The sequence below is a fragment of the Mongoliimonas terrestris genome (assembly GCF_001927285.1).
In the GTDB taxonomy this organism is placed as follows: domain Bacteria; phylum Pseudomonadota; class Alphaproteobacteria; order Rhizobiales; family Pleomorphomonadaceae; genus Chthonobacter; species Chthonobacter terrestris.
This window is the reverse complement of record NZ_MSIG01000007.1, coordinates 216,998-230,660: the sequence shown is the minus strand read 5'-3', so window position 1 is coordinate 230,660 and position 13,663 is coordinate 216,998. Positions and strand designations below refer to the sequence as shown.

Annotated in this window: 13 protein-coding genes and 1 pseudogene; 8 read left to right on the top strand and 6 right to left on the bottom strand. The window is 71.4% G+C overall.

What is annotated here, in order from left to right; all coding sequences use genetic code 11:
* Window positions 1-29: 29 nt before the first annotated feature.
* Complete coding sequence (locus BUQ68_RS12700) at window positions 30-881, bottom strand: urease accessory protein UreD (RefSeq protein ID WP_075216334.1); 852 nt, start codon at window positions 879-881, stop codon at window positions 30-32.
* A gap of 542 nt (window positions 882-1,423) precedes the next feature.
* On the opposite strand from BUQ68_RS12700, the gene BUQ68_RS12695 reads away from it, so the two are divergent.
* From BUQ68_RS12695 to BUQ68_RS12680, 4 genes are all read left to right on the top strand, one after another.
* A complete protein-coding gene (locus BUQ68_RS12695; protein ID WP_245293240.1) occupies window positions 1,424-2,773 on the top strand; it encodes a D-alanyl-D-alanine carboxypeptidase family protein in 1,350 nt (449 codons plus the stop codon).
* Window positions 2,774-2,814: 41 nt separating this feature from the next.
* Window positions 2,815-4,056, top strand: coding sequence for a CobW family GTP-binding protein (locus tag BUQ68_RS12690; RefSeq protein ID WP_075216332.1), 1,242 nt, complete (start codon window positions 2,815-2,817; stop codon window positions 4,054-4,056).
* Between the two features lie 98 nt (window positions 4,057-4,154).
* Entirely contained in the window at window positions 4,155-4,340 is a 186-nt protein-coding gene (locus tag BUQ68_RS12685) for a hypothetical protein (RefSeq protein WP_139315234.1), read from the top strand.
* 186 nt (window positions 4,341-4,526) lie between these two features.
* Window positions 4,527-4,778 carry a hypothetical protein gene (locus tag BUQ68_RS12680; RefSeq protein ID WP_139315233.1) on the top strand — a complete coding sequence of 84 codons (252 nt, stop codon included), beginning with the start codon at window positions 4,527-4,529 and terminating at the stop codon, window positions 4,776-4,778.
* Between the two features lie 207 nt (window positions 4,779-4,985).
* On the opposite strand, the gene tlpA is transcribed toward BUQ68_RS12680, so the two are convergent.
* A complete protein-coding gene (gene tlpA, locus BUQ68_RS12675) occupies window positions 4,986-5,636 on the bottom strand; it encodes a thiol:disulfide interchange protein TlpA (protein ID WP_075216329.1) in 651 nt (216 codons plus the stop codon).
* A gap of 33 nt (window positions 5,637-5,669) precedes the next feature.
* Here tlpA and argH point away from each other — a divergent pair, with 33 nt between their 5' ends.
* The 4 genes from argH to BUQ68_RS12655 all read left to right on the top strand — a co-directional run bounded on the left by argH (window position 5,670) and on the right by BUQ68_RS12655 (window position 11,529).
* Window positions 5,670-7,067 carry an argininosuccinate lyase gene (gene argH / locus BUQ68_RS12670; RefSeq protein WP_075216328.1) on the top strand — a complete coding sequence of 466 codons (1,398 nt, stop codon included), beginning with the start codon at window positions 5,670-5,672 and terminating at the stop codon, window positions 7,065-7,067.
* Complete coding sequence (lptM, locus tag BUQ68_RS12665; RefSeq protein ID WP_139315232.1) at window positions 7,064-7,339, top strand: LPS translocon maturation chaperone LptM; 276 nt, start codon at window positions 7,064-7,066, stop codon at window positions 7,337-7,339. The genes argH and lptM overlap by 4 nt, the downstream gene beginning before the upstream one ends.
* 72 nt (window positions 7,340-7,411) lie before the next feature.
* Window positions 7,412-8,680, top strand: coding sequence for a diaminopimelate decarboxylase (gene lysA, locus BUQ68_RS12660; protein ID WP_075216326.1), 1,269 nt, complete (start codon window positions 7,412-7,414; stop codon window positions 8,678-8,680).
* A gap of 266 nt (window positions 8,681-8,946) precedes the next feature.
* Entirely contained in the window at window positions 8,947-11,529 is a 2,583-nt protein-coding gene (locus BUQ68_RS12655; RefSeq protein WP_175577807.1) for a TIGR02302 family protein, read from the top strand.
* 112 nt (window positions 11,530-11,641) lie between these two features.
* Here the strand turns inward: BUQ68_RS12655 and BUQ68_RS12650 are convergent, their stop codons facing one another.
* The 4 genes and pseudogenes from BUQ68_RS12650 to BUQ68_RS24550 all read right to left on the bottom strand — a co-directional run.
* Window positions 11,642-12,037 carry a response regulator gene (locus BUQ68_RS12650; RefSeq protein ID WP_075216325.1) on the bottom strand — a complete coding sequence of 132 codons (396 nt, stop codon included), beginning with the start codon at window positions 12,035-12,037 and terminating at the stop codon, window positions 11,642-11,644.
* A gap of 17 nt (window positions 12,038-12,054) precedes the next feature.
* Window positions 12,055-12,600: a hypoxanthine phosphoribosyltransferase gene (gene hpt / locus BUQ68_RS12645; protein WP_075216324.1), complete on the bottom strand. Its 546-nt coding sequence runs from the start codon at window positions 12,598-12,600 to the stop codon at window positions 12,055-12,057.
* A gap of 23 nt (window positions 12,601-12,623) precedes the next feature.
* Window positions 12,624-13,436, bottom strand: a complete 813-nt coding sequence (locus tag BUQ68_RS12640; protein ID WP_245293234.1) for an FxLYD domain-containing protein — start codon at window positions 13,434-13,436, stop codon at window positions 12,624-12,626.
* A gap of 21 nt (window positions 13,437-13,457) precedes the next feature.
* Window positions 13,458-13,556: pseudogene (locus BUQ68_RS24550) on the bottom strand (zinc-ribbon domain-containing protein); the annotation flags it as partial.
* Window positions 13,557-13,663 lie beyond the last annotated feature (107 nt).

The window sequence follows — 13,663 nt, the reverse complement described above, 5'->3', positions numbered from 1 at the left end:
CGAATGGTCCTTCGCCGCGCCTCCGCCGGTCAGAGTGCCCAGACCCGCGGCAGCGCGCCGTCGATGAGCCGCTCCAGGAGCGGCGCCATGCCGGCCCGAAGCGCCTGGCCGTCGGCCGCGATGAGACGGACCGACATCAGCCCGTCGAACACGCTCGCGCCCGCCTCCAGCCGCCCGTTTGAGGCGGCGATCGCGGCTTCGAGGCCGTCGCGCACCGCGTCGAGCCGGTCGGCCACGTCGGGCGCCACCTGCACCACCGAGGCGAAGGCCCGCGCGCCGCGGCCGGTCGCGCCGCCGGAGAGAATGGCGCGGGTGTCGCCATGGAAGCGGAGGGCGTCCGCGTAGACCAGCCGGCCGTTCCGGCGAATCCGCCAGCGGTCGGTCAGGCTGAGCGTGGTCACGTCCTCGCCCATGGCGGTTCGCCCCATCACCACCATCTCGCAGCCGGTGAAGCGGGCATCCGGCGCAAGATCCACCTCCAGGGTGCGGGCAAGGCCGGCCCGGTCGAACACGATCGTTTCCTGCGGCAGCCAGAAGGCCTCGGCGCCGGCACCGACGGTCAACCTGTTCTCCACCCGGCCGACGCCGGAGGCGCGGCGGTAGATCCGCTCGGCGGCCTGCGCGGTCACCGTCGCGGACGTGCCGGGACCCCACCCGGCCTCGTAGACCAGATGGTCGCCGCCGGTGATGCCGCCGGCCGTGTTGAGAAGAACCGCCACCGGGCCGCGGCCATCGTAGACCCGCGGCAGCCGGATCTTGGCGGATCCCTCCTGCACCAGGTCCTCAAGCCGGGTCCGGCCGTCGGTCTGGCGGAAGGACACGCGCCCGTAGCCGCGCGCACGCTGAAGGCGCGGCGGCTCGTCGGCCACGATCGGTGTCATCACATGCAATGTCATCGGTCCAGCAGGCGATCCTCAGGGCGGCGGCGCGTCTCGTCCCAACCTTAACCGTCGCCCGGCCCGGTGCAAGCGGAAGGCCAAGCCGACGATCAGCCGCGAACGGTCCAAAAGGCGACCGGGATAGCGGAGCCGGTCTGGCCGAATCGGGGAAGCATGGATGCGACCGGCGGCCGCCGACGGGCGGCACCGGCCGGCGATGCGCCTCTGGCTTGGGCAGAGCCGTCGCACAATCGGACAGCAGGTGCTCACGAAACGGCCACGATCCGGCTCTATCCGGCCGGGCTCGACGGGCATTCGCCGCCGTCCCCCGGTCGGTCGCTAGCCACTTTGCATCATGGCCCGGCTTTGCGGTATGGGAGTCCGGGGATGACACGTGAGGGCGGTCCGGCCAGCCGGACGCCGCGGACCGGCGAGGGGCCGGTTCGATCGGGTCCGCCGTCCGGCGATCCGTGACCCATCACCCCGCGCGCGATCCGCCGCCCCACCGGACGGGATCCGCCGAGCCAAGGGATACGTTGAAGACCGTGACCCCGCCGCCCTGCTCAAAGCCGCCGTCCGCATCGCTCCGCCGACGTTTCGCCGCGCGCCTTCGGGTCGCCATCGGGGCCGCCGTCATCGGCGGCATCGCCCTTGCCGCCTCGCCGGCCGCCGCCGGGCCCTACCTGGTCTTCGACGTCGGCACCGGGGAGGTGCTGGCCGAGCGGGATGCCTTCCATCCCTGGTATCCGGCCTCGCTCACCAAGATGATGACCGCCTACGTGACCTTCCGGGCGGTGCGCGAAGGCCGGATCCGGCCCGAAAGCCCGGTGGTGATGACCGCCAACGCGGCCAAGGAGCCGCCCTCCAAGATGGGCTTCAAGCCCGGCACCGCGGTGAGCGTGGACACCGCCCTGAAGATGCTGATCGTGAAATCGGCCAACGATCTGGCGGTCGCGCTCGCCGAGACGGTCGGCGGCAGCGAGCAGGCCTTCGTGGACCGGATGAACGCGGAGGCGCGGCGCCTCGGCATGACGTCCACCCGCTTCGCCAATCCGAACGGCCTGCCGGATGCGCGCCAGTGGACCACCGCGCGGGACTACGCGCTCCTCACCACCGCCATCATCCGGGAGTTCCCGGAGCACCACGACCTGTTCCGGATCACCGCGCTTTCGCTCGGCGGCAAGCTGATCCGATCCCACAATCACCTCCTGGAGCGCTATCCGGGCACGGACGGCATGAAGACGGGCTTCATCTGTGCCTCCGGCTTCAACGTGGTGGCGACCGCGACCCGCGGGAACCGGCGCCTTGCCGCGGTGGTGTTCGGCGAGGAGAACGCCAAGACGCGCGCCGAGACCACCGCCCGCCTGCTCGAGGCCGGCTTCGGATCGCCCGGCGGCGGGCTCTTCGCCAAGCGCACCCGCCTTGGCGCGCTGGCCCCGTCGTCGCCGGTTCCGGCGGCCCCGCTCGACATGCGCCCGACCGTCTGCGGCAAGAAGGCGCCCGTCGGCGAGGACGCGGAGGACCGGGCGGTGGCGCGCGCCGGGATGACCGGGGCGGAGAAGTCCTTCCTGGTCGAGCGCTTCAAGCTGATGGATCCGGTGCCGGTCGCCCTAGCCCCGGTGGTCAATCCGGCGGAAGCCGCCAAGGGCGTCGCGGCCGCCATCGGCGCGCTGCCGCCGCTGCCACGGGCCCGCCCGGACCGGGCGATCGCCGGCACGCCGGGTCAGGCCGGCGCGGCCGCCTTCGCGCCGGATCCGGCCACGGCCGAGACGGCGCCCCTGCCGGAGGCGGGCGGCGTGCGGCTCGACCAGGGCTCCAACGACGGCGCCGCCCTGGTGCCGCTGCCGGGCGCGCCGCCGATCGAGATCCTCGGGTTGAAAGGCCGCGGCGGCTGATCCATGGTGCCGGCCCCGCCCGACCGACGAGGCCCGCCGCCGTGACCGCCGCTTCCGACGCCCCGACCGCCCCGCGCCGCGCCCCGAAGGAGCCCATCCCGGTGACGGTGCTGACCGGCTTCCTCGGCGCCGGCAAGACCACGCTTCTCAACCGCCTGATCCGGGAGACGGCCTTTCCGAACGCCGCCTTCGTGATCAACGAGTTTGGCGAGGTGGGCCTCGACCACCTGTTCGTGGAGGGCGCCGAGGACGGGGTGGTGGAACTGGCCGCCGGCTGCCTCTGCTGCACCATCCGCGGCGACCTCGTGGCCACTTTGGAGGATTTTCTCCGCCGACTCGACAACGGCCGGATGGAGAGCCTGTCGCGGGTGGTGATCGAGACGACCGGGCTCGCCGACCCGGCGCCCGTCCTCCACACCATCATGGCGCATCCCTATCTGGTGCTGCGCTACCGGCTCGACGGGGTGGTGACCGTGGTGGACGCGGTGAACGGCGCGGCGACCCTCGACGCCCAACCGGAGGCGGTAAAGCAGGTGGCGGTGGCCGACCGCATCGTGTTGACCAAGACCGACCTTCCGCAGGCCACCAGCCGGGTCGCGCCGCTGCTTCGCCGGATCGCGGCGCTCAATCCCGGCGCGCGGGTGCTCGACGCCGCCAAGGGCGAGGCGACCGCGGCGGCGCTCGTCGACACCGGCCTCTGGAACCCGGCGACCAAGACCGCCGACGTCGCCCGCTGGTTGAACGAGGAGGCCTTCCTCGACCGCGACCGGGCGCACACGGCGGCGACGGGCGGCGGGCATGACCATCATCATCATCACCACGACCACGACCACGACCACGACCACGACCACGACCGGGCATCGCACGGCCATGCGCACGATGTGAACCGGCACGACGCCAACATCCGCTCGTTCGCCATCGTGGCCGACCGGGCGCTGCCGCTCGCCGGCGTGGAGATGATGCTGGACCTGTTGCGCTCCGCACACGGGCCGAAGCTCCTCAGGGTGAAGGGCATCGTGCGGATCGCCGAGGAGCCGGACCGACCGCTGGTGGTGCACGGGGTGCAGGAGATCTTCCACCCGCCCGTGCGGTTGCCGGCCTGGCCGGACGCGGACCACCGGACCCGCATGGTGTTCATCACCCGGGATCTGCCGGAAGGCTTCGTCCGCCGCCTGTTCGACGCCTTCGCCGATACGCTGGCGGTCGACACGCCGGACCGCTCCGCCATGATGGACAACCCTTTGTCGCTGAAGGGGTTTTCGCCACCGGGCACGGCACGTTGAGGCCCTGCGGCGGCGGGCGGGGACGCAAACGGGGCGGACATTAACCGCCGGTTGACTCGTTTGTCCCTATGGTCCGGTGGATCAGGGAGCCTTCCGTCATGGACGTCGCCGCCATCGCCGCCTTTCTCGTCGCCGCCCGGACGGAGACCACACGGTCGTCCATCTCCACCGAAATGACCCGGCAGGCGTTGAAGCAAGGCGAAACGGTCGTCGACCTTCTGTCCAGCGATCTCAAGGCCGCCCCGCCCCCCGGCACGGGCCAAGTTGTGGATATGCTCGCCTGAACATCCGGAAATCTGTCAATTCAATGCTTGCGACGATGCACAAAACGGTGCACATTCGTCCCGGCTTGATTGGAAGCATTAACTTCCGGTTAACCATATCGCCGCACTCTCGATAAGACCGCGCATCCGTCGGACATTGTAAACAGTGTGATCGATCCGCGGCGCCAATCCTCGACCGAAGAGGCGATGCCAGTGCCGACAGACCTTGGCCGACCCGAGCACTACTTCTTCTCGTTCTGCCACCATGGCGAGACGTTCGCGATCCGCGTGTCGGGCTATTCCTTCGCCGATGCCCAAGCCCGCTTCGCCGCCATGTCGAACGCCGAGCGCCGCGCGCTCTCGGTCGGTCGGCTGACGCCGCGGGATCCGGACCACCTGCGGTTCGTCGGCGAGTGGATCCGCGGCCGCATGCGCCGCGCCGCCCAACTGGTCGGCTGACGGAGAGCAACGCCCGGGCGGTCCGCGGCGCGTCCGTCGCCGGTTCGGGGACGATCCCCGCACGCGCGGATCGCGTCTCGATCCGATGGCTTCCGTGTCGGATGCCCCGGTGCTGCGCAAAGCACCTGTCCCAACCGGCCTAACTTGGCATGTGACTTGGCATGCGCCGACGATACCCGCGCCATGCATGCGCTGGCGTCTACCCCGTCAGCGCTTCGCCGCGGCGGCCTCGATGAGCCGCACCGCGTCCGGACTGTCCCACTCGGCGGGGCCGTGCAGGGCGCCCAGCTGGCAGCCGGTTTCGTCCACCAGCAGCGTTGTCGGCATGCCGAAGGCGAGGCCGCGGGACTTCAGGTCGTTGAAGATGGCCATCTTCGGATCGCGCCAGCGGGTGAGATGGTCGATGCCCGCCTCCGTCAGGAAGGCCTCGGGCTTGGCCGGATCGCCGATGTCGATGTTCACCGCCACCACCTCGAACCTGTCGGATCCCTCGTTCGCCTGCAGGCGGTCGAGCGCCGGCATCTCCTGACGGCAGGGCGCACACCAGGTGGCCCAGAGGTTGACGAGGACGGTCTTGCCGGCGAACCGGGACAGCGTCACCGGGGCGCCGGCCGGATCCAGGAAGGCGACGTCGGAGAGGGAGATCGCCCGTTCGGCCGGCAGGAAGGCCGCCACCTCGCCGACCGCAAGCGGTTTCAGCGTAGCGGCTTGGTCGGTCGCCGCCGCGCACGCGCGGGCTTCGGCGTTGCCAGCCCCCCATCCGGTCACGTATACGCCTGCGAACCCCGCGAGGAGCCCGGCGACGGCGGCGAAGGCCGCGATCCTGGTCAGTCCGCCGCGGCGGGATGTCTCGGCCATGATCCTCTCGTCAACCTCCGGAGTCCTAGCACCATGAGCAACCGCATGTGGGGTGGCCGTTTCGAGACCGGCCCCGCCGCCATCATGGAGGAGATCAACGCCTCCATCGGGTTCGACCAGAAGCTCTACGCCCAGGACATCCGAGGATCGAAGGCGCACGCCGCCATGCTGGCCGCCCGCGGCATCATCTCCGCCGAGGACGCCGCGACCATCGCCGAAGGTCTCGACCGCATCAAGGCGGAGATCGACGACGGCCGCTTCACCTTCTCGCGAGCGCTGGAGGACATCCACATGAACGTGGAGTCCCGCCTCGCCGAGCTGATCGGCCCGTCGGCCGGCCGGCTGCACACCGCCCGCTCGCGCAACGACCAGGTGGCGCTCGACGTGAAGCTCTGGGTCCGCGACAGCCTGGACCACATCGACGGCCAATTGGGCGACCTGATGCGGGCCCTGGTGGCGCGCGCCGACGAGCACGCCGGCACGGTGATGCCGGGCTTCACCCACCTGCAGTCGGCCCAGCCGGTGACCTTCGGCCACCATCTGATGGCCTATGTGGAGATGCTCGCCCGCGACCGCGGCCGGATCCGCGACGCGCGCGCGCGGCTGAACGAATCGCCGCTCGGGGCCGCCGCGCTCGCCGGCACGTCCTTCCCGATCGACCGGGCGATGACGGCCGCCGCGCTCGGCTTCGACCGGCCGACAGCCAATTCCCTCGACAGCGTCGCCGACCGGGACTTCGCCCTGGAGGCCATGAGCGCCGCGTCGATCTGCGCCATCCACCTGTCGCGCTTCGCCGAGGAGATCGTCATCTGGTCGTCGGCCCAGTTCGGCTTCGTGCGCCTCTCCGACGCCTTCTCCACCGGCTCGTCCATCATGCCGCAGAAGCGCAACCCGGACGCCGCCGAACTGGTGCGCGCCAAGTCCGGACGCATCGTCGGCGGCATGACCGCGCTGATGATCGTCATGAAGGGCCTGCCGCTGACCTACCAGAAGGACATGCAGGAAGACAAGGAGCAGATCTTCGACGCCCTGGAGAGCCTGTCGCTGGCGATCGCCGCGACCACCGGCATGGTGGCCGACATGCAGCCGAACGCGGAGCGCATGCGCGCCGCCGCCGGCTCCGGCTACGCCACCGCGACCGACCTCGCCGACTGGCTGGTGCGGGTGCTCGGGATCCCGTTCCGCGAGGCGCACCACGTGACCGGGCGCATCGTCGCGCTGGCGTCGGCCCGTGGCGTCGGCCTGGAGGACCTCACCCTCGACGAGATGCGCGGCGTCCACGACGGCATCACGCCGGCGGTGTTCCAGGTGCTCGGCGTCGACCGGTCGGTGGAAAGCCGCACGAGCCACGGTGGCACCGCACCGGCGAACGTGCGCGCCGAGGCCGCCCGCTGGGCCGCCGCGCTCGCCGCCGAGGCGGAAAGCGCGTGACGGGGCCGCGGCCGACCGCCATGATCACCGCCCGCACCGCCGCATCCGGACCATCGCCAATGTGGATCCTGCCGAAGACCCTCGTCGTGCTTGCCGCCGTCCTTCTCGCCGTCACCGCCTGCGGCCGGCGCGGCGACCTGGAGCCGCCGGGCGGACTGCCCGAGCGCGAGGCGACGCCCGCCTCGCTGATCGGCGCCATCAGCCGGGACGACCCGGCGCCGGCGCGGACCGGGGAGGCGGACAAGCCGTTCGTGCTCGATCCGCTGATCTGATCCGGCCCGAACCTCGACACGCAGCCCCGCGATCGGCATCCGCGCCCGATCGACGACCGGAGACCGCCGCCCGTGCATCATTTCGCCTATCGTGACGGCGTCCTCCACGCGGAGGACGTGCCGGTGCCGCGGATCGCCGAGGCCCTGCCGACGCCCTTCTACGTCTATTCGACCGCCACCCTCACCCGCCACTACCGGGTGTTCGCGGACGCGTTCAAGGGCATGCCGGCGCACGTCTTCTATGCCATGAAGGCGAACTCCAACCAGGCGGTGATCGCCACGCTCGCCCGGCTCGGCGCCGGCGCCGACGTGGTGTCCGAGGGCGAGCTGCGGCGGGCGCTCGCGGCGGGCATTCCGGCCGGCAAGGTGGTGTTCTCCGGCGTCGGCAAGACGGCGGCCGAGATGGCCTTCGCGCTCGACGCCGGCATCAAGTGCTTCAACGTGGAGAGCGAGCCGGAGCTCTACCGGCTCGCCGAAGTCGCCGCCGCAAAGGGCGTGGGGGCGCCGGTGTCGTTCCGCATCAACCCGGACGTGGACGCCCGCACCCACGCCAAGATCTCCACCGGCAAGTCGGAGAACAAGTTCGGCATTCCCTGGACCGACGCGCCGCGCGTCTACGCGGTGGCGGCAGGGCTGCCGTCCATCCGCGTGACCGGCATCGACATGCACATCGGCTCGCAGATCACCGAACTGGAACCGTTCGACGCCGCCTTCGGCCGGCTCGGCGAGCTGATCGGGCGGCTCAGGGCCGACGGCCACGGGATCGACCATATCGACCTCGGCGGCGGGCTCGGCATCCCCTACAAGGACGACAACGCGCCGCCGCCGGACCCCAGCGCCTACGCGGCCGTCGTCCGCCGGCACGTGGAGCCGCTCGGCTGCGAGGTGCTGTTCGAGCCCGGCCGGCTGATCGCCGGCAACGCCGGCATCCTGGTGACCGAGGTGCTCTACGTGAAGACCGGCGACGCGCGGACCTTCATCATCGTCGACGCCGGCATGAACGACCTGATCCGCCCGACGCTCTACGAGGCCCACCACGAGATCCGCCCGGTGCGCGAGCGGCCGCCGGGTGAGCCGCGCCATACGGCGGATGTGGTCGGCCCGGTGTGCGAGACCGGCGACTACCTGGCGCTCGGCCGCCCGATGCCGGCGGTGACGGCGGGCGAGCAGCTGGCGGTCTTCTCCGCCGGCGCCTACGGGGCGGTGCAGGCGGGCACCTACAACACGCGCCTCCTGGTGCCGGAGGTGCTCGTCGACGGCGACGCCTTCCACGTGGTGCGGCCGCGCACCTCCTTTGAGGCGCTGATCGGCCTCGATTCCCTGCCGCCCTGGCTCGGCTGAGAACGGACGGCCGAGCGCGCCCTCTCCTTGCGGACGGACCGCCAGCGGCGCCGATCGTCCGTGCGGCATCCAGCCTCAACACTTTCATGTGAGCCGCGGCGGGCCGCCGCCGGCTTGGCGAAACGCCGACCTGTGCTATCTTCGCCAACGGGGATCGGGGTTGCCTCCGGGCGCGAAGGCGCGCGCGGACGTCTGCCAATGCATGCATGCCGCGAGCCACCGGTCGCCCGGTTTCGCCGCCTGCGCCAGCGCACGAGGAGATCCGGGTGGCGGATCCGTTGCACACTGAACCGACACGGCCCACCGCGGACACTGATCCGCTCGCGGCCCTTGCCAACAAGACACGCCTTGCCCGCGGTTCGCTCATCTGGGAGCGGATCTGGCCGCGGCTGGTGCCGGTGCTGGCGCTTCTTGCCGTGTTCGCCTCGGCGGCCTGGCTCGGCGTGTTCGCCGCCCTCGGGCCGTACGTGCGTCTCGCCCTCGTGGCGGTCTTCGTCGTCGCGCTCCTCGCCGCGCTCGTCCACCTCGCCCGCGTCCGCTTGCCGGGACGGCCCGAGGCGCTGGGGCGGCTGGAACGGGACAGCGGTTTCAGCCACCATCCGCTGGCGACGCTCGCCGACACCCGGGCGACCGGGCGGGACGACGCGGTGTCGGACGCGCTCTGGCGGGCCCACCGCCGGCGGGTGGCGGCGTCGCTGTCGGCCGTCGAGGTGCGCGCGCCGTCGCCGCGCATGGACCGGCGCGACCCCTATGCGCTCCGCGCAGCGGTCTTCCTTCTCTTCGTCATCGGCCTCGTGGCCGCCCGGCACGACCCCTGGTCGCCGCTCGCCAGCGCCTTCAGCCTGCCCGCGCCGCCGCCGTCCAACGTGCGCATGGACGCCTGGGTGACGCCGCCGGGCTACACCGGCCGCGCGCCCATCTACCTGACCACCGCCCAGGCCGAGGGCGCCGCCCCGCTCGCCAGCGAGGGCAACCCGCTCGCCGTGCCGGAGGGCAGCGTGGTGGCGGTCCGCGTCAACGGCGTGGAGGCCCCGACCGCCCGCTTTGTGCCGGCCGGCAGCGAGGAGGGCGTCGCCATCGAGGGCGCCGCCGCCCCGGCCGCCGCCAACGCCCGGACGGACGAGGGCATCGTGCGGCCGACCGCCTTCGAGCACACGCTGGACGGCTCCGGCACCGTGGACCTCGGCGCGGCGGACGAGACGCTGCGGCGCTTCCACTTCCAGGTGACGCCGGACCTGCCGCCGACGATTCGCCAGGTGGAGGACCCGGCCGCCACTGCCAAAGGCGCCTTCCGCCTCGCCTACGAAGTGACGGACGACTACCGCGTCGCCGGCGCCCGCGCGCTCTTCGAAACACCGCGCACGGCGCTGACGCCCAATTTCGGCCAGACCACCGAGGCCGCCCGGCCCCTGGTGCCGGCACCCGAGATGCCGCTCGGTCTGCCCCGCCGGGGCGCCGAGACGCCGGTGGCGGAGACCTTCCGCGACCTTTCCGCCCATCCGTGGGCGGGCGCTACCGTGTCGATGCGCCTGGAGGCCCGCGACGACGCCGGCAAGCTCGGCCTGTCGCAGCCGATGGATGTGGTGGTCCCGGCGCGGCCCTTCCGCAACCCGATCGCCCGCATGCTGGTGGAGCAGCGGCGGATCCTCGCGCTCGACGCCAACACGCAGCCCTTCGTGACCGATGTGATCGGCACGGTGATCGCTCGCGGCGAGGGCATGCTCGACGGCGCCGGCATGCAGGTGGGCTTCGCGGTCCTGCACAGCCGGCTGGAGAACGCCAGCACGGACGACGAACTCCGGGCCGCCCTCGACCTCATGTGGGAGATGGCGCTCGCCATCGACGGCGGCGACGCCTCGCTTGCCGAGCAGCGCCTGCGCGAGGCCCGCGAAGCGCTCCGCGACGCTCTCCAGAACGACGCCTCGCCGGAGGAGATCGCCCGGCTGACGGAGGAACTCCGCAAGGCGATGGACGAGTATCTGCAGGCCCTCCAGGAGCAGATGCGCAACGATCCGTCGCTCTCCCAGGAGATGTCGCCGCAACAGCAGCAGAACGCTCAGGAGGTCTCGCCCGAGGACTTCCAGGAGATGATCGACCGGATCGAGGAGCTTTCCAAGCTCGGCGACAAGGAGGCGGCGGAGCAGCTTCTCAGCCAGCTCGACCGCATGCTGGAGAACCTGCAGACGGCGCAGCCGCGGCAGAACCAGCGCAACCAGCAGCAGGGCCAGCAAGGCCCGATGAACCAGATGATGAACGAGCTCGCCGACATGATCCGGCGTCAGCAGGAGCTGATGAACGAGACGTTCAACACCTCGCCCGACGGTCAGCAGCAGAACCAGGACGGCCAGCCGATGACGCCCGAGGAGCGGGCCGAGGCCATGCAGCGTCTGCAGGAGGGCCAGTCCGAGCTGCAGAAGCGCCTGGAGCAGATGCTGGGCCAGATGCAGCAGCAGGGCATGCAGCCCGGCGAACAGCTGGGCGAGGCCGGCAAGTCCATGGGCGAGGCGCAGCAGTCGCTCGGCCAGGGCGAGAGCGAGAGCGCCCTTGGCCAGCAGGGCCAGGCACTGGACCAGATGCGCCAGGGCGCCCAGCAGCTCGCCGAGCAGATGGGCGACCAGGAGGGCGAAGGCCAGGGCCGCGGCCGCGGCCAGAGCGAGTTCGCCGAGGACCCGCTCGGCCGGCCGCAGCGCCGCGAGGGGCCGGACTTCGGCGACAGCGTGAAGGTGCCCGGCGAGATCGAGGTGCAGCGGGCCCGCCGCATCCTGGAAGAGCTGCGCCGCCGCTTCTCCGAGCCGACCCGGCCGACCATCGAGCTCGACTATCTGCAGCGGCTGCTGAACCCGTTCTGACAGAGCGGGACCAAGGCGAACAACGGGCAACGGCCGGCGGGTTCACCCGCCGGCCGTTGCCGTTCGTCAAGATCGGAGCGTCGAGAAAGGCACCGCTGCGGAGGGCCGCTGGTCAGCCCGCGAGGCGGCGGTCGCCGGTCGGCACGGCCGCGAGGGCCTGGTCCACCGCGCGTCGGATCTCCGCCAGGCTGAACGGCTTGGAAAGCACGTCGTGCACCAGCTGGTCGAGGCCGTGCGCCCGTTCCCGCTGCTCCGCATAGCCCGTCATCAGGAGGATGGTGAGGTCGGGGAAGTCCCGCGCCGTCGCCATGGCGAGCGCGATGCCGTCCATCACGGGCATCATGATGTCCGACACCAGAAGGTCGAACCGGCCCTCCTGCTCCCGCAGGATCTCCAGCGCCATGCCGCCGTCCTCGGCGGTGGTCACCGTGTGGCCGTCGATCTCCAACGCCCGCCGGACGAACGTCCGGACCGAGTCGTCGTCCTCGGTGAGAAGGATGTGCGCCATCTCCGGTCCCTCTTCCTCTAACGCCCGCCGTCCGCGGCATCGACCACGACGCCGACGAACGGGAGCTGGCGCCATTGGTGCGCCGCGTCCATTCCATACCCGACCACGAACTTGTCCGGGCAGACGAAGCCCACATGGTCGGCTTCGCACGGCGCCTGCCGCTTGCCCGTCTTGTCCAGGAGCACCGCAATCTCCACCGACCGCGCGCCACGCTCTGTCATCAGCCGCTTGGCGAAGGCGAGCGTGCGCCCCGATTCCAGGATGTCGTCGACGAGGAGCACCGCCCGCCCGGACACGTCCGTGTCGATGTCGCGGATGATCCGCACCGTGCCGGACGACACGGTGGCGGCCCCGTAGCTCGACAGCATCATGAACTCGACGCCCGGCACCACGCCTTCCCGGTGAAGGGCGCGCAGGAGGTCGGCGGCGAACATGAAGCTGCCCTTCAGGATGGCGACCACCAGGAGGTCCTTCGGCTGCCGCGCCGCGATGGCGTGCGCCAGGGTGCGGACGGTCTCCGCGATCACCTCCTCGGAAAACAGCACCTCGATCCGCTGGGTCATCCGGTCTCCTTGCCGCGCGCCCGTCACCCGGAGGGCCGATCGGCGAACCGCACCTCCACCGCGTTCGCCGCATCGGGCGGCGCCGGCAGGCGGCTGCGGAATGGCATCATCTCTCCCGGATCCAAGGTGGGCTTGGCCGCCTCCATGGTCCAGGCATAAACCTCGCGCCCGGTGGAACTCATCAGGCCGAACCGGATGCGCGCCACCGGCCGGGTCGTGGCGGAGACATTCTCCAGAATGCCCTCCACCACCAGCACCGGCGTCGCGCCGTCGATCTCCCGTCGGGTCTTCACCTCGACGATGTCGATGCCGCGCAGATTCACCTCAAGGCCCGCAAGGGCGTAGAGTCCGGCAAGGTCCGGCACCAGCCGCACCGCCGTCTCGCGCGCCACGAAGGCTCCCACGAAGGTCGCCGCCACGATGGCGACCGCCACCGAAACCAGCACGACCGAGACCACCGACGACGACAGGCCGCCGGACTTCTTAACGGGCTTCTTCGGCCGGACGACCCGGCGCGGCCGCTCGGCCGGCTCGGCGAATCCGGCCGGGGCGGCGTCGAGCGTGGCCTCCTCGCCCGCCGCCGTATCGGGCTGGAACGGCACCACGTTGGTGCCGACCGGCGCCGCGGGCTCGGCATCGGCCGCGCTCTCGTCGGCCTCGCCGACGTTGTCGTCACCGGCATCGACCCGGCCCGTTCCGGCCTGGACCGGCGTCGTCGATGCCTCGTCCTCCTCCAGCGCCTTGCGCCAGGCGTCCACTTCCTCGTCGCTCGCCGGCCCCTCGCTGACGCTGGACCAGCCGCCGTCCGTCTCCTCCGGCTCGATGGGGTCTTCCATCCCGGGCATGGCTCGCCATATCGTGCCGCATCGGGTGCACCGAACCTTCCGGCCTGTCGCCCCGAGGGCGCCGTCGGCCAGCTGGTAGGTCGATTCGCACGAGGGACACCTGATCTTCATGGCACCGGATCGTTGCCGCCCCCGCACCGCCCCGTTGACGGTGCATGGATACGAGACGGGCGAATCAGTTGCGACGGGAAGCCGCCGCTCTCCCCGCCGCACCCCTA